The 20,258-nt window shown below is 66.2% G+C and carries 19 protein-coding genes and 1 pseudogene; 6 read left to right on the top strand and 14 right to left on the bottom strand.

Annotated elements, in window-relative coordinates; translation table 11 throughout:
• Positions 1 to 16: 16 nt before the first annotated feature.
• The gene (locus ACH4D3_RS32465; protein ID WP_398329596.1) at positions 17 to 232 is read right to left on the bottom strand and encodes an MbtH family protein; all 216 of its coding nucleotides are present in this window, start codon (positions 230 to 232) and stop codon (positions 17 to 19) included.
• Between the two features lie 179 nt (positions 233 to 411).
• Positions 412 to 789: a TauD/TfdA family dioxygenase gene (locus ACH4D3_RS32460; protein ID WP_398329593.1), complete on the bottom strand. Its 378-nt coding sequence runs from the start codon at positions 787 to 789 to the stop codon at positions 412 to 414.
• Between the two features lie 283 nt (positions 790 to 1,072).
• On the opposite strand from ACH4D3_RS32460, the gene ACH4D3_RS32455 reads away from it, so the two are divergent.
• Positions 1,073 to 1,375: a putative leader peptide gene (locus ACH4D3_RS32455; RefSeq protein WP_398329590.1), complete on the top strand. Its 303-nt coding sequence runs from the start codon at positions 1,073 to 1,075 to the stop codon at positions 1,373 to 1,375.
• 18 nt (positions 1,376 to 1,393) lie between these two features.
• Here the strand turns inward: ACH4D3_RS32455 and ACH4D3_RS32450 are convergent, their stop codons facing one another.
• From ACH4D3_RS32450 to ACH4D3_RS32430, 5 genes are all read right to left on the bottom strand, one after another.
• Positions 1,394 to 3,097 carry a carbamoyltransferase N-terminal domain-containing protein gene (locus ACH4D3_RS32450; RefSeq protein WP_398329587.1) on the bottom strand — a complete coding sequence of 568 codons (1,704 nt, stop codon included), beginning with the start codon at positions 3,095 to 3,097 and terminating at the stop codon, positions 1,394 to 1,396.
• Positions 3,098 to 3,215: 118 nt separating this feature from the next.
• Positions 3,216 to 4,259: a zinc-binding dehydrogenase gene (locus ACH4D3_RS32445; RefSeq protein WP_398329584.1), complete on the bottom strand. Its 1,044-nt coding sequence runs from the start codon at positions 4,257 to 4,259 to the stop codon at positions 3,216 to 3,218.
• A gap of 429 nt (positions 4,260 to 4,688) precedes the next feature.
• Positions 4,689 to 5,642, bottom strand: coding sequence for a hypothetical protein (locus ACH4D3_RS32440; protein WP_398329581.1), 954 nt, complete (start codon positions 5,640 to 5,642; stop codon positions 4,689 to 4,691).
• Positions 5,639 to 6,073 carry a VOC family protein gene (locus ACH4D3_RS32435; RefSeq protein WP_398329578.1) on the bottom strand — a complete coding sequence of 145 codons (435 nt, stop codon included), beginning with the start codon at positions 6,071 to 6,073 and terminating at the stop codon, positions 5,639 to 5,641. Before ACH4D3_RS32435 ends, ACH4D3_RS32440 begins: the two co-directional genes overlap by 4 nt.
• A 215-nt stretch (positions 6,074 to 6,288) precedes the next feature.
• Positions 6,289 to 7,722, bottom strand: coding sequence for an alpha/beta fold hydrolase (locus ACH4D3_RS32430; RefSeq protein ID WP_398329575.1), 1,434 nt, complete (start codon positions 7,720 to 7,722; stop codon positions 6,289 to 6,291).
• Positions 7,723 to 7,854: 132 nt separating this feature from the next.
• Here ACH4D3_RS32430 and ACH4D3_RS32425 point away from each other — a divergent pair, with 132 nt between their 5' ends.
• The 3 genes from ACH4D3_RS32425 to ACH4D3_RS32415 are packed head-to-tail and all read left to right on the top strand — an operon-like array spanning position 7,855 to position 10,555.
• Complete coding sequence (locus ACH4D3_RS32425; RefSeq protein ID WP_398329572.1) at positions 7,855 to 8,046, top strand: TauD/TfdA family dioxygenase; 192 nt, start codon at positions 7,855 to 7,857, stop codon at positions 8,044 to 8,046.
• 21 nt (positions 8,047 to 8,067) lie between these two features.
• On the top strand, positions 8,068 to 9,627 hold the full coding sequence (locus tag ACH4D3_RS32420; protein ID WP_398329569.1) for an acetolactate synthase large subunit: 1,560 nt from the start codon (positions 8,068 to 8,070) through the stop codon (positions 9,625 to 9,627).
• 49 nt (positions 9,628 to 9,676) lie between these two features.
• Positions 9,677 to 10,555, top strand: a complete 879-nt coding sequence (locus tag ACH4D3_RS32415; protein WP_398329566.1) for an NAD(P)-dependent oxidoreductase — start codon at positions 9,677 to 9,679, stop codon at positions 10,553 to 10,555.
• Positions 10,556 to 10,624: 69 nt separating this feature from the next.
• On the opposite strand, the gene ACH4D3_RS32410 is transcribed toward ACH4D3_RS32415, so the two are convergent.
• On the bottom strand, positions 10,625 to 11,509 hold the full coding sequence (locus ACH4D3_RS32410; RefSeq protein ID WP_398329562.1) for a cyclase family protein: 885 nt from the start codon (positions 11,507 to 11,509) through the stop codon (positions 10,625 to 10,627).
• Positions 11,510 to 11,849: 340 nt separating this feature from the next.
• On the bottom strand, positions 11,850 to 12,635 hold the full coding sequence (locus tag ACH4D3_RS32405) for an SAM-dependent methyltransferase (protein WP_398329559.1): 786 nt from the start codon (positions 12,633 to 12,635) through the stop codon (positions 11,850 to 11,852).
• Positions 12,636 to 12,841: 206 nt separating this feature from the next.
• Here ACH4D3_RS32405 and ACH4D3_RS32400 point away from each other — a divergent pair, with 206 nt between their 5' ends.
• Positions 12,842 to 13,075 carry a hypothetical protein gene (locus ACH4D3_RS32400; RefSeq protein ID WP_398329556.1) on the top strand — a complete coding sequence of 78 codons (234 nt, stop codon included), beginning with the start codon at positions 12,842 to 12,844 and terminating at the stop codon, positions 13,073 to 13,075.
• Between the two features lie 78 nt (positions 13,076 to 13,153).
• Here ACH4D3_RS32400 and ACH4D3_RS32395 read toward each other — a convergent pair whose 3' ends face one another.
• The 5 genes and pseudogenes from ACH4D3_RS32395 to ACH4D3_RS32375 all read right to left on the bottom strand — a co-directional run.
• Positions 13,154 to 14,503 carry a cytochrome P450 gene (locus tag ACH4D3_RS32395; protein ID WP_398329553.1) on the bottom strand — a complete coding sequence of 450 codons (1,350 nt, stop codon included), beginning with the start codon at positions 14,501 to 14,503 and terminating at the stop codon, positions 13,154 to 13,156.
• A gap of 81 nt (positions 14,504 to 14,584) precedes the next feature.
• Complete coding sequence (locus ACH4D3_RS32390) at positions 14,585 to 15,922, bottom strand: cytochrome P450 (RefSeq protein WP_398329550.1); 1,338 nt, start codon at positions 15,920 to 15,922, stop codon at positions 14,585 to 14,587.
• A gap of 128 nt (positions 15,923 to 16,050) precedes the next feature.
• Positions 16,051 to 17,085 carry a hypothetical protein gene (locus ACH4D3_RS32385; protein ID WP_398329547.1) on the bottom strand — a complete coding sequence of 345 codons (1,035 nt, stop codon included), beginning with the start codon at positions 17,083 to 17,085 and terminating at the stop codon, positions 16,051 to 16,053.
• A 1,132-nt stretch (positions 17,086 to 18,217) separates the two neighbouring features.
• A complete protein-coding gene (locus ACH4D3_RS32380) occupies positions 18,218 to 18,538 on the bottom strand; it encodes a hypothetical protein (protein ID WP_398329544.1) in 321 nt (106 codons plus the stop codon).
• A gap of 407 nt (positions 18,539 to 18,945) precedes the next feature.
• Positions 18,946 to 19,177 (bottom strand): annotated as a pseudogene (locus ACH4D3_RS32375) (IS256 family transposase); the annotation flags it as partial.
• Between the two features lie 225 nt (positions 19,178 to 19,402).
• Between ACH4D3_RS32375 and ACH4D3_RS32370 the strand changes: the two are divergent.
• Positions 19,403 to 20,107: an MIP/aquaporin family protein gene (locus tag ACH4D3_RS32370; protein ID WP_398329541.1), complete on the top strand. Its 705-nt coding sequence runs from the start codon at positions 19,403 to 19,405 to the stop codon at positions 20,105 to 20,107.
• Positions 20,108 to 20,258 lie beyond the last annotated feature (151 nt).

Raw genomic sequence — 20,258 nt, 5'->3', positions numbered from 1 at the left:
CGAGAACTATCTGTTGTCACTGATCCCGATCTCGGAGGGCAAGCAGACTCGCCGGGCGAATGTCAGTCCAGCTCTCCTCGATAAAGTCGATCATGTCCTGCCTTGAGCCGGGCCCGTGCACCGCCTCCCACCCTGCAGGCACAGGGGCGAAGTGCGGCCACAGAGAGTACTGCTTCTCTTCGTTGCGGAGCACAGAGAAGGTTCCCTTATCATCGTCAAACGGATTACTCATATATTTCCCTTTCCTCCCGAAATGGCGGCCCGCTTAAGTCACGTACGCATCCCTGCGAAATCGTTGGCGACAGTTTGTAACTGGCTGCGCGAACCTTTGGATTCTGTAGACTTGTGCTGCGACACCCACGTGCCACGCCCCTCCTGCCTGCGGCCGGCTCGGGACTGGCGGACGTTGTCCTACGCCATTGCGGCGAGGATTCTGCGCTCTCCGGTGAAGGTTCGGCGGCCATGGGCAACCGCGATGTTATCGACCAACAGCAGGTCGCCGACCTGCCATTCGACGTCCACCCCCTTCCGCATCCCCACTTCCTGAATATGGGTGATGTAGTCGGACGGGATAGAGCTGCCGTCCGCGAAATAGGCGTTCTGGGGCAGTTCCTCCTCGGGCAGAATCTCTGCGAGCGCTGCCCTGTCCTCACCCAGCCCGGCGATGTGCCAGTGGTCTGCCTGGCTGAACCACACCTCAGTGCCGGTGACCGGGTGCTGCAGCGTTGCCTGCCGCAGCTGCGTGATTCGGCGTGCCGTCAGGTCGCCAACTCCACTCGGCATCGGCATCGTCGAGAAACGCCTCGACCTCCGTACGGTTGTCCGTTTCGAAGGTTGCCTGCCAACCCTTGCCGAAGCCCACGCCGTGGTTGCGTGCGGGAGGTCCAGAATCGCTGAGTGGGCTTCAGCCGGGCGTGGCCTTCGGGTGGAAGAGCGCTGCTGCGCCTTCGATCCGTTATCGGCGCAACTCGTGTACACGGGAGGGCCGACCGCCTGGCTGGGTTTCAAGGGTACGTGATGCGAGACATGTCGGGTTTTCCCTGACTGCCGCGTACGAACGAACGCTGCCACGATGTGTGGCATGAGAATGCGACTGGAACTCACGCGGCGACGTCATGTCGACCTCACGCGCGTCGCCAGCGCCTCCTGTTGCGTCGCGGCCCGATCCCCCTCTCCCCGCCCCGGCCCTGCATCCAGGACGCCGTTGGTGTCGACATTCGCAATCACGTGCACATGTGACAACAGGGCCCCCTGGCGCTGCTCGGTCGGAATCGCATCCCCGAGCCGTCGGAAGGGCCCTGCCCTCATGCGCGTGCAGCCGGAAAACCACCCCATCACGGGCCCTGGTCGTCCCTCACGTTCCATGATCGGTTGAGATACGGCTGCTTACAGGTCACCGCGTTTCGCGCGCAGGTCCATCCGCGCGTTCACCTGCTGCGAGATCGCTGTACAACGTCCCGTCCGACCAGATGTAGCGTGTTCCACCCCACCTGGCGGCGGACGCGACGTCGGGGAAGAAGCCCCGCCCTCCGAGGTTCGCGCTGGTGTTGCACAGGACGGGCACACCACTGATCTCCGCATAAGCGGCGAGGACACGGGCGCTGGCGACGTCCTGCGTCGAGCGGACAGTCTGCAGCCGGGCAGAGCCGTCCAGGTGGACGACTGCGGGGACACGGTCGGCCCAACCGGGCCGCATCCGGTGCTCGAAGAGCATGTGGGGGTCAGGCGCACCGGGATCGAAGACCTCTGCCGCGCGTTCTTCGAGACAGATCGGCGCGACGGGCCTGTAAGAAGCCCGGTTCTTGATGGCATTGAGCCGGTCCTTCATGCGGGGATCGGTCGCCGGTGCCAGAATGCTGCGGTTGCCGAGGGCCCGTGGGCCCAGCTCGCCGCGGCCGGACAACACCACCACCGGCTCCCCTTCGGTGTGCAGGAGGCCGGCCAGTTGCCGCTCGTCGTATGGCTCGGCCCGCCACCCGCCGGGGAGCTCACCGACGGCGATGCCGGGTCCGCTGTAGACATCCCACTCGAGCGATGTCCGCCCGTGCCGGAACATCTCGCAGGCGGCTGTGCCGATCGCCGCTCCCGCGTCATTGGGGAAGGGCGGTACGAACATCTCCTGGAAGACTCCACTGGCGCGCATCATGGTGTTCCACTTGATGTTGAGCGCGCACCCGCCGCCGAGCACCAGGTTGGGGCGCTTCCCTGGGAATCTGCGTTCCACAACAGCGCTCAGGCTTTGAAGAAGTCGGTGACCGAGGTAAGCCTGATAGGTGGCGATGATGTCCGCGTTGGAGAGACCAGGCATGAGTTCGTTGCGATTCGAAGCCACCTTCTCCCCCAGTATGCTGGCGTTGTCCGAACTGGTGCCAGGAATTCCGGCGACAAGGTCGTCGAGCACAGTGAAGGCGTCCATCTCGATTCGGCCCAACGCAGCGTACGCCATCGCCTTCCCCGCGATGGAGAGGTGCATGCGCACTTCCTCTTCCTCTGAGCGCCCGTCGAGATTTTGCAGGAAGGGTTCGAACTGCGCGCTGAAGTCCGCGAAACTGTTTCCCGTGATGGGCAGCAGAGTCGACACCATGGTTACTTTGCGGGTGGCTGCCTGCACCTGGTAAAGCCGCGGCACAACGCCGCCGTCCCAGACCAGGACGAGTGCGTCCTCCCCGCGGACGGCGAAGGGACTGGAACAGTACGCACCGAGAAGGTGGTTGGCCACATGGGTGTAGCTCGCATAACCGCCGGTGCCGTTGAAGTCGTGGTCTTCGAAGGTGTGGCGTTGCAGCGGCCCGTCGTCACCGGCAGCCTCCACGTAGGGCGCGACGCGCAGATGTGCCGGCTGGTCACCAATACGGACATCGACGGCGGGCGCACCGTCGGCATTCTTCGTGTACCAGCCGTCTATAACGAACTGGTCTACGCTGGCGGGTGAAATCCCCTCCCCGGTGAGGATCTCCGTCACCAGTCGCAGATCACCCAGAGAACTGTAGCGTTCTCTGTTTTCCAGCTTTTCCACCTCGATGCTGAACAGCAGCCGCCCATCTTCGATGACCGCGACCGCACCGTCGTGTGACGCCTTGATGCCGCATATGAGCACAGTAGTCCTGCCTTTCGAGTCGTGTAAGCCTTCTTGTGCGTGCCTGCAGGGTGTACATGGTCATGCGTCGTCGGACTGCATCCATGCCGACCCGACGACGCTTTCGGGCTACTGGAGTTCAGTAATTGATCAGTACCTTGAGGGCCGTTCGCTCCTCCATGGCCTTGTAGCCGTCGGGGATTCCCGCCAGGTCGACGGCTCGGTCGAACACCGGCGACGGATCGATCACCCCGTCGAGCACGTCGGGCAGAAGCTCGGGGATGTAGGTCCGCACCGGCGCGACACCGCCGCGCAACGCGATGTTCCGCTCGAAGACATCGCTCAGGTCGAAGCCCGTGCCGCTGCCATGTGGCACACCGACGCAGCCGATCGAGCCACCGTCCCTCGCGATCTGCACAGCCGTCCACATGGACTGTTCGGTCCCCACGGCTTCGATCACTGCCGGCACGCCCCGGCCGCGGGTCAGTTCCCGCACGGCCTCGACCGCTGCCTCCCCGCGCTCCGTGACGACATCGGTTGCGCCGAAGGTCCTGGCGATGTCCGTACGGGAGCGATGGCGGCCGAGCGCGATGATCCGTTCGGCACCCAAGCGCTTCGCGGCCAGCACACCGCAGAGTCCGACCGCGCCGTCGCCCACGACGGCGACCGTTGTGCCAGTGCCCGCGCCCGCGCGGGCAGCGCCGTGGTGGCCGGTTCCCAGCACGTCGGACAAGGTCAGAAGCGCAGTGAGCAGCCGCCGGTCCGACACCGCCTCCTTCGGGAGCCGTACGACCGTGCCGTCGGCACAGGGCACCCGGACGGCCTCGCCCTGGCCACCGTCCGATCCGTTCGTGCCCCAGAAGCCGCCCTGTTCGCACGAGGTAGTCAGCCCTTCGGCACAGTAGCCGCACTCACCGTCCGACCAGACGAACGGCACTACTACCAGGTCGCCGACGGAGCAGCCCATGACGTCGGCGCCGATGTCCTCGACGACGCCGATGAACTCGTGACCGATGCGCTGTCCCGGGTCGAATTCGGCCACGCCCCGATACGCCCACAGGTCGGTGCCGCAGACGCAGGAGAGCACAACCCGCACGACGATGTCGGTGGGCTGCCGGATCACCGGGTCCGCCACCTCCTCCACCCGTATGTCGTGCGGAGCGTGGATGACAGCGGCACGCATGCTTCGGTCCTCTCTGCTGGGCGTCTGTTGGGCGGAGGGATCGAGCACCTCGTCCGCCACAGCGCATAGTTGGCCCATCGCGGTCGCGGGCTCCTGCTCGGACGATGTGGCACGTATCCCGATGACTCCGCGGCCTGCCGGTCCCGCGCGCGGGCGGCCGCACTGTTCTCCTCGCGCGCCAGGACCACACGGAGCCGTCCCCCGACCAGTGCAGCGGGCGGACGTCCTGGCCGGGCTCAACCATGGACCCGGCGCGCCACCTCAGCGGCCGTGGGGGCCTCGGCGGCCCCTCGACCGACACCACGCCCCGGTGGGCGGCGTGCGGAAGCACAGGGCGCGGGCGTACATCCCGAAACCGATGCCGGTCAGGAAGTTCACCGCCGCGAGCCGGAGCCGCGGTCCGGACATAGGGTGTCAGCCGGCGCACGGCTACGAGAGCTGGGCGGGGGTGACGGCGGCCTCACCGACCTCGTGCAGGATGTAGCCGATGCGGTTCTCGCAGTGGGCCACCTCGGCACTGCGCAGCTCCTCGGGCCGGTCGCCGCCGTGCCCCCGCGGGTAGAGACCCTGTCGACTGAGATCCCATGCCACCGCCTGCAGCCGACGCAGGAGTTGGCTGGTAATGCCGTAGCCGTCCACGGGCGCACGCAGGGTCAGGAAGAAGTTGTCGTACAGGACTGCGGTGCGCTCCGAGGGGCGGACGACGGTCTCCCTCATGCTCTGCTGAAGTAGGGACTGGCCCCCGGGCACGAGGCGCGCGGCGACGCCGTCGTGGATGGTCTTGTGGATGTTCACGGCGCGGGCGAGTCGGGCGGCTTCTGGGGTGTTTCCGCGGACCGCCGTACCCTGTCCTCGGAACAGACCGCGTACCGGGACGAAGTCCGACGCCCATGTACCGCTGAAGCCACGGTGCTGGAGATACATGCGCGGTCTGATCAGGCTCTGGTAGAGGTCGATCGGACAGGACCCCGTGTAGAGGAGCATCGCGCTGTAGCCGTACGCGTACCTTTCGAGACGTGCCAGTGACGCACTGTCCTGGATCTCTCCTTTCGCGCTCCGTTCCAGGATCTCGCCCATTGAGCGCCAGATCAGAAAGGAGATCTGATGCCCCGTGATCCAGCGGAACCAGAAGAGCTGCTCATCGGTGACTCCCACGCGCGGGTCCGGATCAACAGGCGCTTCACCGCCCGCGAGGAGACGCAGACGGGACAGGACGAGGTTGGAGTCACAGGGGGGCAGGAAGCTCGGGACGCGGGCGGACGAGACGGTCGCGTGGCCGACCGGCGGCATCGCGAGTGGTTCCAGGCCGTAGGCGAAGTCCCCGAAGTCCCACTCGGCGGTGCGTGGGCCGGCGACAAGGGCGGTGTCGCTCGTGCTCGTCATCGGTGACCCTCCGGTACGTAGCTGAGTTCGTACTCAAGGCCGTTGACATCGAGTAGATAGAGGCTCTGCACGCCGTCGTCGTCGACGACTATCTCGGTCGGCATCTCCGATCGGGCAAAGGAGTAGCGCCCCGATTTGTAGATCTCGACCCACCGGCGACGGCGGTCGACGAGCTCCTGCGGCGTGGCCACCTGGACGCACAGATGCTGGAAGAGGAATCCATCCTCGTTGGCTGTCCGGCCGTTGTGTCCCGCGCGGTCGAAGAGGTGGAGACGGACGTCTCCGATGGCGACCTCGATCAGCTTGCGGATCCCCGGCAGTCTGCTGAGTGTGAGGTCGGAGAAGCGACTGAGTTCCCACTTCTGCTCCGCGTCGAAGAACTCCTGGTACCAGCCGAGGCAGTTGGCCAGATCTGCGGTCTGCACGCCCACGTGGTGAATTCTGAGTTGATTCGAACGATCCACAGCGGCATCATCCTTTCGGGCTGACCGGGCGGGAGCGAAGGTGTCTCCGGGAGCGGGGTTGGTGGCGGTGACCGAACTCGCGGCCTGGATACCGCCAGAAGTTGGGGCGGGCTCTCCCATGAGATCGGTACTCATACTCTTCCCTGTTCGTACGGTGCTTTCTATGTTCTTCTTCAGGTCGTCTAGGGCACATTTCGCAGGCGATTGAAGGACTGCAATTGCTCGTTCAGGACCGGGCCGATGCTGGAGAGCTGCTCCGGGGCCATCATCTGATAGTGAGAGCAGTCGACATTCACGACGGTCAGGTTTCCGCTCAACTGGGGCAGCCACACGTTCCGAACCGCGGCCATTTCGCCCCCGTCGCGGGCGGCACGAAACAGTGTCATGTCGCTGCGGAGCAATCCCGGGCGGTGTTCTTCCATGAGTTGAATATTCTCTTCGGCAGCGGCCAGGATATTAATGATCTCGTCGTCCACGAGATCGTGGAAAACCGGACTGGACGACCGGACTAGATCGAGCGCCGTCGAGGTGTTCGACGGCATCTCGCGGTCGCTCATGTCCCTGCCGCAGAGAGCCGACAGCGCGGCCTTGAGCAGAACGCGATCGGTCAGTTTCGACGCGGTCTTCTCCTGTTGCACCGGGTAGCCGTCAAGGACGGCGACAAGACCTACCTCACACTTCCGCTCCTGTAGGCATACGGCCACCTGGTGCGCCGTGAGACCACCGAAGGACCAGCCGACCACGTGATACGGGCCATGGGGTTGGATCCCCTGGATTAGTCCCGCGTAGTCCTGCGCCATCGATCGGAGGCTGTCGTGCGTACTGTCATGCGCCGTCAGTTTCGGCGCTTGGATGGCGTACACCGGACGATCCCGGCTGATGTGTTTGAGCAGACCCAGGTACGACCAGCTCAGGCCACTCCCGGGATGAATGAGAAAGACCGCCGGCTTGTCGCCCTCGATGCGGAGAGGAAGAACCGGGCTGTAGGCAGCGGATTCTCTTGCTTGGCCGATGGAATGGGTGGTGAGGGCGGCTGGGGTGGGTGCTTCGAAGAAGGTTCGGACCGGCAGGTCGATGCCGAGGGCGGTGCGGAGTCGGCTGAGTAGGCGGGTGACCAGCAGTGAGTGTCCGCCGAGCTCGAAGAAATTGTCGTCGGCACCGATGCTGTCCAGTCCGAGGACGTCTGCGAAGTGGCTGCAGATGATCTCTTCCTGGGGGGTGCGGGGGGCGCGTCGGGGGCGGGTGGTCGCGGTGTAGTCGGGGGTGGGCAGTGCCTTGCGGTCGAGTTTGCCGTTCGGGGTCAGCGGTAGTGTGCCGATCTGGACGAACGCGGCTGGGACCATGAAGTGAGGGAGCCGGCTTGCGGCGTGGTCGCGCAGATCGTGCGGGTCCAGGTTGCCCGGAGCCACGACGTAGGCGACGAGGCGTTTGTCGCCGGGGGTGTCTTCGCGGACCTGGACCACGGCCCGGGTCACGTCGGGACGAGGACGTGAAACTCCGAGCGCGGCATGGACGACGTCAACCACGGCCAGAACGGCCGAGGGGTGCGGTGGCGAGACCACGATGCTCGACGGGAACGCGTGCTCGCAGAGTTCGACGCGGGCGAGCAGCAGCACGCCCTCGACACCATGTACCAGTGGAGGTCCACGGAGGGCCTCGCCCGCTGCGCCGTTTTGCCCACGGCGGAGTACCCAATCCTGGAGGAGTGAGACGGCGAGCCGATCCTCCGGTACTCGACCGGCTATCTGGTGATACCCGAGGGCGACGAGTCGGCACGGCGTCTCATCGACTGCGGCGGCGCCCTCTACGAGGAGAACCACATCGCCATCCGCTACGAGAAGAGGGACCTCGCGGTCTGGGACAACTGGCGGATGCCGCACTCCCGCAACGCCTTCGAGGACCCGCAGCGGCACATCGAGCGCGTCCAGATCGCAGGCTGACCCCGAAAGGCAGGCACCACCATGAACGGCGCCCGAGCAGTGCTCAACACCCTTGTGCACGGTGGCATCGACGTCTGTTTCACCAATCCGGGCACCTCCGAGATGCACCTCGTCGCAGGCATGGTCTCGACGCCGGAGATCCGCGGCGTCCTCTGTCTGTTCGAGGGGGTGGCGACGGGCGCCGCCGACGGGTACGGCCGGATGGCGGGCAGGCCCGCCTCGACGCTGCTGCACCTGGGGCCCGGCCTCGGCAACGGTCTCGCGAACCTGCACAACGCCCGCCGCGCGGGTACGCCGCTGATCAACCTGGTGGGCGACCACGCGACGTACCACAAACCGTTCGACGCGCCCTTGGACTCCGACATCGAGAGCATCGCCGGGACGGTGTCGGCGTGGGTGCGCAGGACTGAGCGTTCCGCTGACGCGGGGCAGGACGCCGCCGACGCCATCCGGGCCTCGCGGACTCCGGTCGGCTACCTCCCGGGCGGCGTCGCCACGCTGGTCCTGCCGTCGGACGTCTGCTGGTCGGACGGCGGGGCCGCCGTGCCCGTACCCGCGGCGCAGGCCCCGTCGTTCGAAGAGGCCGAGGTGGAGCGGATCGCCAAGATCCTGCGCGAGAACGAGGGGTGCCTCCTATTCGTCGGGGGCGGCAACATGCGGCGCGCGGGTTTGGCGGCGGCGAGCCGTATCGCCGCGGCTACCGGGGCCGACGTCCTGGCCGAGAAGTCCCCGGCGCGGCACGAGCGAGGGGCGGGCCTCGCGCGCTTCGAGCGGCTGCCCTATCCCAGGGATCTGGCGGAGCGACGACTCGCCGGGGCACGGCATCTCGTTCTGGCCGGCACGCGTGAGCCGGTCTCGTTCTTCGCCTATCCGGGCAAGCCGAGCACGCTGATCCCGGCCGGGTGCGAAGTGCACGACCTCGGCGCCGCACCCGGCGCTCTCGAATACCTGGCCGACCTGGTGGCACCCCGCACCGCGCCGCTCGCCACCGACGCGGACAGGCCGGGGCTGCCGAGCGGGGAGCTGACCGCGGAGAAGGCCGCGGCCGTCATCGGCGCGCTCCTGCCTGAGGGGGCCGTCGTCGTCGACGAGGCCATGACGTCCGACCAGTGGCTGCCGGGCGCCACCGCTGGCGCGCCCGTGCACGACTGGCTCAACATCACCGGCGGTTCGATAGGCATGGGGATGCCGGTCGCCACGGGCGCGGCCGTCGCATGCCCGGACCGTCCCGTCCTCAATCTGGAGGCGGACGGCAGCGCGATGTACACCCTCCAGTCGCTGTGGACGCAGTCACGCGAGGGCCTTGAGGTGACCACGGTCGTCTTCAACAACGCCTCGTACGCGATCCTCGACTCCGAGCTGCGGCGGCTCGGGGCGTTCGACGGCGAGGACGTGCGGCGCAGCCGGTCGTTCATCGACATCCCGGGGCTCGACTTCGTGGCGATGGCGAACGGCATGGGTGTATCGGCGACGCGGGCCCGCACGGCCGAGGAGTTCACCCGTCAGCTGCGCGCGGCCGTCGCGGAACCGGGCCCGCACCTCATCGACGCGGTGGTGCCCCCCGTGACGGGCGGTTCCTGACCTCCCTGACCGCCCCGACCACTGCCACCCCCGAAAGGAAGGAAGAACGGTGCCTACTCCCGTGTTCCGGCAGGTCTCCCTCCTGCCCGGCGTATGGCCGTCCCCCGGCCTCATCGACGCCCTGCGCCCGCTGAGCGAGAGGCCGCCGCTGTACCTGACCCAGTGGCCGTCACCGGACTCGGACACGGGAGAGTCCTTCGCGCGGACGGACGCCCTGCTGGCGGGCTGGAAGGACCGTCTCGACGCCGGGCACCTGAGCCAACTGCCCGCCCTGCGGTACGTGGGTCTGCGTGCCACGTCCACCGATCGCGTCGACCTGGACTACACGCGGCGCGAGGGCATCACCGTGTCGCCCATCTACGGCTACGGCGACATCGGCACGGTCGAGTTCGTGATCGAGCAGCTCCTCGCCCATGCACGGCACGGCGGGCAGACGCCGGGGGAGCTGGCGGGGCGGCGCCTGGGGCTCATCGGCTACGGACCCGTGGCTCGGCGCGTCTCCGCGGTCGCTGCCGCGCTGGGGATGCGGGTCCTCTTCCACACGCCGACTCCCCGCTCCACGGCGGAGTGCGATGCGTGCTGGGCGCCGCTGGCCGAGGTGCTCGGCTCCGCGGACTGCCTGTCCTTCCACTCACCGGCCTACCGGCATGTCGTCACGCTCCAGGACCTGCGTCTGATCCCCGGGGACGCCTTCGTCGTCGTGACAACACTGGGCCTGCCCATGGCTGAGAGCGACCTGCACACCTGGCAGTCGGGCCGCGCGGGCCGCGTGGCCCTGGACTCGTGTGCGGCTCACGCCGCCAGCGACCCTGTGCGACGGGTCCCGGGCATCGACGTGCACGATCTCCACGCGGCACGGACCACTGAGTCGGTGAAGCGGGCGGAAACCCAACTGGTCGAGAACCTCACGGCAGCGCTCCGCCCGTGAGACGGACCGCCCCCGGGTTGCCAGGGCGGAAGTGCCCGAGGATCTCCAGGGGTGCCGCTCACCGTTCGGTCAGAACATGGCGATGGGGTTGACCGGTGTGCCGGTCAGACCGTGGATGCGCGGCGGGGCGACGGTGAGCAGGAAGCTGTAGCGTTTCAGTCGCGCACACAACGCCGCGAGGTCATCCAGTTGGGGCACGTCGATCAGCGGCATCGCCATCCGGCCGAGCGCCACCCCATGCAGCGGTGAGGGTTCGTCCGGGTTCAGGGGAGGATGCGCGTCGCCCCTGTCCGGGGCGACGATGGCGACCCCCCGACGGTGCATCCATTTCACCGCGTCCATGCTGATTCCCGGAGTCGGCTTTTCGGGGTGTCCGCGTCCCGTCCAGCCGAGTCGTACCACCAGTGCGTCACCGGAGTCCACCTCGACACCCTGCCGCTTCTCGGCCTGCTCGAAGTCGTGCGATGTCACCGCGTAGGCGGGGGGAAGGGGGCCTTCGACGGCCAGGTCGAGCAGGACGCCACGTGTCACTATCCCGGCGGCGAAAGCAGCCGTCGAGGCATGCGTGATGCCGACGGGGGTGACGACCTGCTCCCTCGGGCGGCCCGGATAGATCTGGCCGTCGGTCGACCAGTGTGCGAGCGCATCGAGGTGCGTCGACTTCCAGTGGTGGCTGTGAACCACCGACAGATCGGATGCCACCGGTCCACCGGTGTGGGACACCATCTGCTGCACCGGTGATGCGTCGACCGTCTCGGGCGAGAACGGGCTGGAGAACAGCGCATTGGGCGTGATCGGCTGTGCCAGCGACACCCACTGACCGGTCCGCGCCTCCGCGGCAGCCCTGGCACGCACCTCGTCGGTGATCAGGTTGAGGGTGCCGAGTTCGTCGTCCGCTCCCCATCGTCCCCAGTTGTCCGGCAGATCCGCCTCACTCATATCGACCATGCCCATGGGTCCTCTCGTCATTACGCACTCAGACCTGAATGGCCCGTGCAAAGCTGCCTCCTCGTGGTCAACCTGTCGCATCACAGGAACGGGAGAGCGTGGATGCCGGTGAGCGAGTGGGCCGCAAACTCGCCTGGTCAATAGGCAAGTTGAACAGCATCACTGCCCGCCGTTGGTATTCCGTGGCAGTCCGTGTTTCCGACTGCCCGGTTCAGGGTGGTCTACCAGCCCAACCCGGAGGTCAGCATGCGCGGCCTCTACGACCGCATCGTCACCTCTGGGCGGCACCCAAAGCTCCGTCGGGGCACGGCGCTTCCGGGTGGGAGGCACCCGTGTCCGGGACCGGTCAGGGAACCCTGGCGACGCCGACGTGGAGGCCGCTGCGCTCGGAGGTCGGCGCCAGCTCACCCTGATACCACTCGGTGGCGAAGACCAGGCCCGGCGCTACGAGGTCGAGGCCCTCGAAGAAGGGTTCGACCTCGCTGCGACTGCGCAACCGCAGCGGGATCGAACCCTTCTCGTAGGCGGCTTCGATCTTCCCCGCCCACTCGGGGTGCTGGTCGACCGTGCCGTGTGAGAGGACCAGGTAACTGCCTGAGGGAAGTGCGTTCACCAAAGTGCGCACGACGCTGTACGGGTCCTCGTCATCGGGCAGGAAGTGCAGCATGGCCAGCAGCGACAACGCGACGGGGCGTTCGAAGTCGAGCCTCTCGGCGGCGAGTTCGAGGATGGCTGCAGGCTGACGCGCATCCGCGTGGAGGAAGTCGGTGAATCCCTCCGACGTGCTGGTCAACAACGCATCCGCGTGCGGCAGGACGCTCGGGTCACTGTCCACGTAGACGACTCGGGCGGTGGGTACGATCGCCTGAACGATCTGGTGCATGTTGGGTTCGGTGGGGATGCCGGAGCCGATGTCGAGGAACTGGTCGATGCCGCTCTTCGCCAGCCAGGCGACGGCACGGTGCATGAACGCCCGGTTTCGGGCCGCGTTGCCCCGTGTCTCCTCGGGCAGTTCCTGGCCAACTCCCCGGTCCACGGGGTAGTTGTCCTTCCCGCCCAGCAGCCAGTCGTAGACGCGTGCTGGATGAGGCTTGGTGGTGTCGATGTGAGTATGGGGAACACGGGCGCTCACGGGAAACTCCTTCGTATGGGAAACGTCCGAACGCAGCGGCCGGAGGCCGTCCGCCCTTTCGCTAAGCGCAGGGCGACGCGCGAACCATGAGGTATGCCGTAATTCATCGAGGGGGAGAACGTTCGGTCTAATGTATCACTCGCCTCTATAGGCTTCTATAGGCTTCTATGGGCCTCTAGGGGTGCCTCTGGAGGCGCGGAGCCCGGGTGGAGTTCCATCCGCTCGACCAGTCCCGGGTCGACCGGTTCCGCTGGTGGGTGGTGTCGTACCGCAGTCGCAAAGTCCGTGACGGGGACCTGACGGTCGAAGCATGGGCCAACGACGACAACGCGGCGCTGGATGACGGGTGGGTCACTGAGGCGGCCGCCGACCCGGGCTCGAGGTGGGGGCAGTACGAGTATGTGACCGACATCGGCTTCGCTGCTTACCACGATGCGTGAGGATCGGTCCGACCAGGGTCGCCCCGACACCTCCTCTTGTGTGCCGCGGCTCCAGGCGTCCGCTTCAGCCCACCGGCGTCAGCTCGGGGTCATGGCTCGAGGACGTAGACGCATCGGCAGTTTGCGGGGCCTCAGCGTGATGCTCAGAGCGGGACGCCTCTTGGCGCCCGGCGCGTGTTCCAGACGCCAGCGGGTGGTGATGGTCGCCAGGGCGAGAGTGGCTTCTGCCATGGCGAAGTTGTCGCCAGGGCATTTGCGGGCCCCAGCAGCGAACGGGATCAAGGAGTTGCGGGGCGGCTGAGGGTGCTCGGGATCCCATCGGTCGACGTCGAAGTCTTCCGGCTGGTCGTGGAGATCCGACCGGTGGTGAATGATGTAGGAGCTGTAGGCCACGCTGGTTTTGGCGGGTAGGAAGTGCCCGCCCAAGCGAGTGTCAGTGGTGACTGTGCGAGTGAAGAACCAAGCGGGTGGACGCAGCCGAAGCGTTTCGGTGATCACTCGGTTGGTGAACTGCAGGTGCGGTAGGTCGGCGTGGGTGGCTGGCGCGCCGTCCAAGACGGTGTCGACCTCGTCGTGCAGTCGGCGCTCGGCCTCCGGATGCTGGGCCAGGAGATCCAGCGCCCAGGCAAGAGCGGAGGCGGTGGTCTCGATCCCGGCCAGAAGGATGGCCACGATCGTGTCGATGATCTCCTCATCCGTCATGCCCTGCCCGTCCGTCTCGACGTCGCGGGCCGCAAGCAGAGCGGACAGCAGGTCGTCATGGTCGGTGCCGTCGGCACGGCGCTGGGCGATGATCTGGCCGCATGTGACGTGCAGGCTGTCACGGGCGCGTGCGTAGGCGCGGTTGCCCGGGGTGGGCAGCCGGTCCAGTGGCGGAACCAGGAACATGCGCTTGTAGAAGCCGGCGAAGAGGGTCTTGCCGGCATCGAGGAGACGGTCGAGTTCGTCCCGGGGCAGTGTGTTGGAGAACAGAGTGGCAATCGCAATCTTGGACGTGATGCTCATCATCTCGTCCGGCACGTCCAAAACCTGCCCAGGTTGCCATGAAGCGGTCGCTTCATCGATATAGCCGGTCATGGTCTGCGCGTAGCCGGGAAGCCGAAACGGATGGAACGAGGGCTGGACGAGCCGTCGTAGCCGCCGGTGTTCGGCGTGCATGCTGGTGCCGATGCCGTTGCCGCTCACTTCCCGCGCCCGGTCATACATCGGGCCACCCTTGTCGAAGATGCGGTCGTCGAGCAGGACCTGGTGGGTCAGAACTGGATCACACACAACCACGAGGGGGAATGGGCCTAGACGGACCTTGACCAGGTCGCCGTAAGCGGGCAATGACGACAGGAAGGCGGTCGGGTTCCGCAACAGGGGCATCAGATGACCGACCAGAGGCAGCGCCTTCGGCGCGGTGGGGATCGATTGCAAGTTCTTCATGATCGCTCCAGAATGTGGTCGCGCGGGGACTACGTGGCCTTGGCGACGGACGAGTTCGGTCTCCGGGGGCGCTCGGGCGTCTCAGGACCTGGCCCGTACCACCATGGGCAGGTGGTTCGGGCGGAGTACTGCTGCGGGGACTTCTCTCACCTTCCTGCGCGCGGCGGGGGCCAGTCGCCAGGTGGCGGCGATCGTGGCGACGTTGATCGCCAGCTGAGTGAGGGAGAAGTGGTCACCTGGGCATTTGCGCGGGCCTGCGCTGAAGGGCTGGAAGGCCTCACGCGGGGGCGGTGCGAGCCAGCGGTCCGGGTCGAAGCGCAGGGGGTCGGGGTAGAGATCGGGGTCGCGGTGCATGGTTGTCGCGCTGAACAAGATCTCCGCTCCCGCGGGCAGATGCGTAGCGCCGAGCCTGACGGGGTTGATCGTGCGGCGCATCTGGATCCAGGAGACGGAGTGGAGCCGGAGTGTTTCCTGGATCAGGCGCTGGGTGTACTGGAGTTGAGGAAGATCGTCGAAGGTGACGGGGCGGGAGTCGAGGACAGCGTCGAGCTCGTCGTGCAGGCGGGCCTCGACGGCGGGGTTGCGGCCGAGTTCGTAAAAGAGCCAGGAGAGCGTGTAGGCGGTGCTGTCCGCGCCGGCAACCATCATGGTGATCACTTCGTCGTGGATCTGCTGGCGGCTCATCGGCTCATCGGTTTCCTCGTCGCGTGCCGCGATGAGGAGTGACAGCAGGTCGTCTCGCTCCTCGTCCGCGCGAAGACGCTCGTCGACGATGGTGTCGACGATGGCCTTGAGTCGCTCACGTGCCGCTTCGAACTTTCGAGTGCCGGTGAGGGGCAGACGCTCGACGAAATTTGGCGTCATGGTGCGCACGATGACCTGCCGGAGAAAGACGCCCACGCACGCATCGATCTCGGCGATGGTGCTGTTGTCGATGTCGGTGCCGAACAGCGTGCGCACAGTGGTTCCCACGCTCAACTCGTGCATGACCCGGTCGACGGCGATGCGCTGCCCTGGCTCCCAGGCGGCGATGACCGATTCGGCCTGTTCCCGCATGGCCTCGCTGTAGCGGCGCAGACGGGAGCGATGGAAGGCGGGCGTGATCAAGCGCCGCTGCCGATGATGGAACGCGCCTTCCGAGGTGGCGATTCCGTTGCCGACGACAGGTCGTGTCTTGTCGTACATTCGGCCCTTGGTGTAGGAGCCGGCATCGGTGACGAGGACGTCGTGCAGCAGCTTCGGCGAGTTGACGACGTAGATCGGCAGCGTGCCCAGGTGGAGGGCGACGATGTCACCCTGATCGCGCAGGTCCTGAAGAGCCTTCAGTGGTCCGCGAACGAATTGCAGGGCGTGCCCGACCACAGGGAGGCGTCCTCGTGCCGGCGGAGGGAGGTGGGGGACGGCCGGGGGAGTGGACATGGGTTGATCTCCCTTTCAGGAAGCAGGATGAGTTGGAGGCTGCCCTGCTCGGGCCGGAGCTCGGTCGGGCACCGGCATGTGGGGGAGGGCGCGGAGCGTTCAGTGATGTGCTCGTATTCGCTGCCCACTCAGGCGCCGTGGAAGTTGCCCCTGTAGCGTGGGGTGTTGTCGTACCAGTCGTACAGACCGGACAAGTAGCTCTGGGCGCCCCGGACCCAGACCCTCATCTGTTCGATCTCAGAAGGCGACAGGCGCACCTCCGCGGCAATTTGCGGCAGTTTCACCTCTACCAATTGGTCGAAGCGTCGGACCCGGTCCTCGATAAGACCGGTGGCAATCTTGTGTGCCTGCTCCAGGCCGCCGCCGAAAATGTCCCGCAGGACCAGCATGAGATTGTTGATCTCACCTTCATCGTTTATCTCCATTTCGTAGGAGACGGCCTCGTTCCCCAGAGCCATGACATCGATGAAGGCGTCCAACAGCGAGGTGACCACCTCTGTTTCGCGAAGAGTTTCAGGTATTTCTGCACCTGTGGCCATTGCCGCGAAGCAGGCTCCGGTCCCGCCTGCAAATGTCCGCCGCCTGAGTCCGATGAACTCGATCAGGTCGGGCACCCGATCATCACAGATGTTCTCCAATTCGAGAGCGGCTCCGGTGAGGAATTCGTGAATTGCCTGCGAGAAGTCTCGACGCCAGCTGAAGGATCGCCCTTGTGCGAGCCGCGGCCACAAGTCGGCCAGCCCTCGCTCCACTGCGTCAGTCGGCTCGGGAATGGGATGCCCGGGATCTGGCTGGATGAAAGTGCAGAGCCTACGAGCATATTCCCAACCGCCTTTCCTGTCATGATGCTTCTTGAAGGCCGACGTGAAGTAGTCGTCGTAGGCAAATATCCAGACGAGCGCGTGGTTGATGAGGACGAAGTCGGCTGCTTTCGCATCGGGGGCAATCTTCGCCGCGAGCTCAGGTACGGCGATCATGCGCAGTCGATCCGGCTTCCAGACCCCCTCGGGCAGGGAGGGGGCTGTACGCAGCATCCCCATGTCACGGGCCCAGATCTCACACTCCTCGTGCAAGACCTCAAGGTGCGGATTTACTCGCACCTCGTACGGCAGGGAAACTCCAGTCGCACCGATGACGGGAGTTTGATCGGCAAGTTTGTGCATGGAAACCTCCTATGGGCCAAGCGCAAACGGAACTCACGAGAGAGCGGTGCACCTCGCTTCGTTCACCGGGTGCTGCGGTGAGCGCCCTCGATCACGAACATGGCGGTGTGGGGCGGGCTGATGATCACGGGTGGAGAGACGAGGCGCCCTTGCCGCACGCGGACGCGCTCCGGCAGCAGTGGCGGGCGGGATGGGACGAACACCTGGGCGCTGACAGTTCCCAGGCGCCGCAAGAGGCACGCGCCCCCATGCGGCGGCAGCGGCCACGGGGCCGCATGGGTGTGGGCCGACCGCAGTGCAGCAGTCCGGGCCGCGCTGTGATCCCGTCCGCGTCAGTGGCGAAGTTGTCTGCTTCGGGCCGGTCTCGATGGACGCGCCTGCGCTGACCGTGTCCTTGGTGTCCGCGTTCGGGCGGCAGAGTCGACCCCACCACAGTGCCGATCTAGGAGTTGCTGACGGATGCGACCCTGTTGAGGGTGGGCAGCCGGCCAAGATGCGGCGGCGTCGCTGGTAAGTCGACGCGTCTGCGCGGGGCTGACGGTGACCGGCGCGCGAGGCCGTCCTCCACAGTCGCAGGAGACCCTGCGACCTCTTTGCGGAGTCGGTGAGGCGTCAGGGGTGGGGCCGAGGGCCGGATTTGGAGGGGGGTGGACAAGACAACATCCTTCGTCAGTTGCCCTCGTCAGGGCGGTAGCAGTGGCCACACCGAGCGCAGCCTCAGCCCTGTTCCGCGGCACGGTATCCACATGCGCCTGGAATGTCTGAGGTAGAACGTTCAGTCTTAATCTAGAAGGTGTGAGCCGATGGTGTCAATACCGACCGTTCTGTCTTCTATGGGTCGGCCCTCAGTGCGCGATTGTCCCTGTGCGGTCTCAGCAGACCAGGCTGCCGCAGGCCGATCCGGCTGCCACGGTCGTGCTGGCGGCGGCTGAGCAGGCGTATGAGGCCCAGCGGACGACTTGGGCAGTCGCCTCGGTCGCTGATGAGGAAGGCTGTGGCTGTCACGCCTCCTGAGCGGGGGTCTGCCGGCTCAGTCTTTTGCGGGGCCGGTTGTTGAGTCGGCGCTCGATGGAGCGGAGCTCGTCCGCGGTGTGCAGGGACAGATTTGTACGCTTGGACAGGTACAGCCGGATCAAGCCGTTCGTGTGCTCATTCGTCCCTCGCTCCCAGGGACTGGCGGGCCTGCGAAGAAGATTCCGTCGGTGAAGTAGGGCGCGAGCCCGTGATGGCGGGCCATCTCGGAGCCCTGGTCCCAGGTGAGGCTCCTGCGCGCCCGTTCGGGCAGCGGGACCAGATGGGGATAGCGAGTTCGTCGGTCGGCGAGGGTGGCGACGGCGGACTGGCTGCGGGCGCCGACGACGAGGTCGCCCGCCCAGTCGCCCAGTCGCTCGCGGAGCTCGATGACCGGTGGCTGCGGTCGATAAGGACAGCGGGTGCAACGAACCTCAGGCATGCGCCGGTCGGAGCGGCGGCGCTGCTTTCTCAGTGGCCGACCAGTGCGAAGTTTCCTCGTCAGAGTCCTGCTCGAGCCGCCTTTGACATGAGATGGGCGGCGATCTGCTCCGGGCTCCATTCCAGATTGCGCCTGTCCTGGACTTCTGCATTGAGCTCGGGATCAGTGGACAGCTTGGAGCGTCCGCCCCGAACGCGAGATCTCTGGACGACAGTCCGGTTGCAGGCCACCGTTCTCCGCCCTCCACCGGTAGCCAGTCTTGCGCCCGATCCCAAGGCGCCTGCACGCCTCGAAACTGCCCACCCCGGCCGCCAGAACGCGCCAGTACTCGGCCTTGAGCTCCAGCCTGCGCTTGCGTCCCCGCCCTCGCCATCAACACTCCACAATGATCAAGGAATGTTGCGGCAACCTGCCGGATCGTGCTTGTCATAGCCGAGGGGGTCGGTGATCTTTCCTTCCAGGGCGGACCCCCGCAGGCGCGGCCAGCTGCTGCAGCAGCCCGCCCTCACCGGTCAGCTGCAGGCCCTCGGCCTGGGCCCGGCCGACCAGTTCGTCGATCAACTGGTCGGCCACGGCCCTCGCCGGCCCAGCCTTCGCGGGCTCAACGACCTCGGTCTCAGACACGTTCTCACTGGTCATCAATGCATCCTCCATGATCGGGAGTTGCAACGATTTGCAGTCCCGGGCTCCTCCAGACAGGGGCGATGTCAGTCTTTCGTAAGAGCTGGGCCGCTGAGAGATCTCTCACCCGCTACCTAGGGTGTTGGTCGGAACCGCCAGTTCAGCGTTACGGACGCTGCACGTTCCATTGATCGTCCGTCAGCGGCGGTACCCACCACCACTCAGCCCTCGAAGGAGAGAACTTTGCGTAAACCAGTAGCTGAATTCATCGGCGCGTTGTTTCTGGTTTTCACTGTCACTGCGACGGTACTGACGAATGCCGCTCTCGCGCCCTTGGCCATAGGCGCGGCCCTCATGGTGATGGTGTATGCCGGAGGTCATGTCTCTGGCGCTCACTTCAATCCGGCTGTCACACTCAGCGTCCTCGTGAGGGGCCGCATCAAGGGTGGCGAGGCCACGGCTTACGTGGCAGCGCAGTTGGCGGGCGGGTTAGTGGGAGGACTGGTCGGGCGTTGGGTCGTCGATCCGAACGAGGCGACAGCGGTCTCGTTGTCGGGGCGCCAGCTCGGAGCGGCGCTCGTGGCGGAGGTACTTGTGACCTTCATGCTGGCCTACGTCGTCCTCAACGTCGCCACCAGCAGCGACCACCCGCAGAATTCCTTCTACGGCCTGGCCATCGGTTTCACTGTCCTGGTAGGTGCGGTGGCTGTAGGAGGGGTGTCCGGAGGAGCTTTCAACCCGGCTGTGGCCGTGGGAGGTTCCGTGGCCGGATTGTTCTCCTGGTCGTCGCTGTGGGTCTATCTCATCGCTCAAGGTGTCGGCGGTGCACTTGCCGGCTTCGCCTTTCTCGCGCTCAACCCTCATGAGCGCGAGACGGTACGGACAGAGCCAGACACGGCGGTGCCCGACACCGAAGCCACCGGCCCGGAAGCCCCTGCTCAGACCTGACCTCTCGCCGTCTTCGACTGGCCCATCTCCTAGCTGAATTCCCCCGGAAGGATTTCCCTCCCATGTCCGAGAACCACGACGCCATCGTGACCGACGCGAAGACCGAGGAGACGGACGGCTGCCCGGTCGCCCACGGACGCGCCCCGCACCC

The organism is Streptomyces sp. NPDC018026, assembly GCF_044327745.1.
GTDB classification, from domain to species: domain Bacteria; phylum Actinomycetota; class Actinomycetes; order Streptomycetales; family Streptomycetaceae; genus Streptomyces; species Streptomyces rubrogriseus.
The sequence above is the reverse complement of the archived record's forward strand: the minus strand, read 5'-3'. Positions and strand labels throughout refer to the sequence as shown.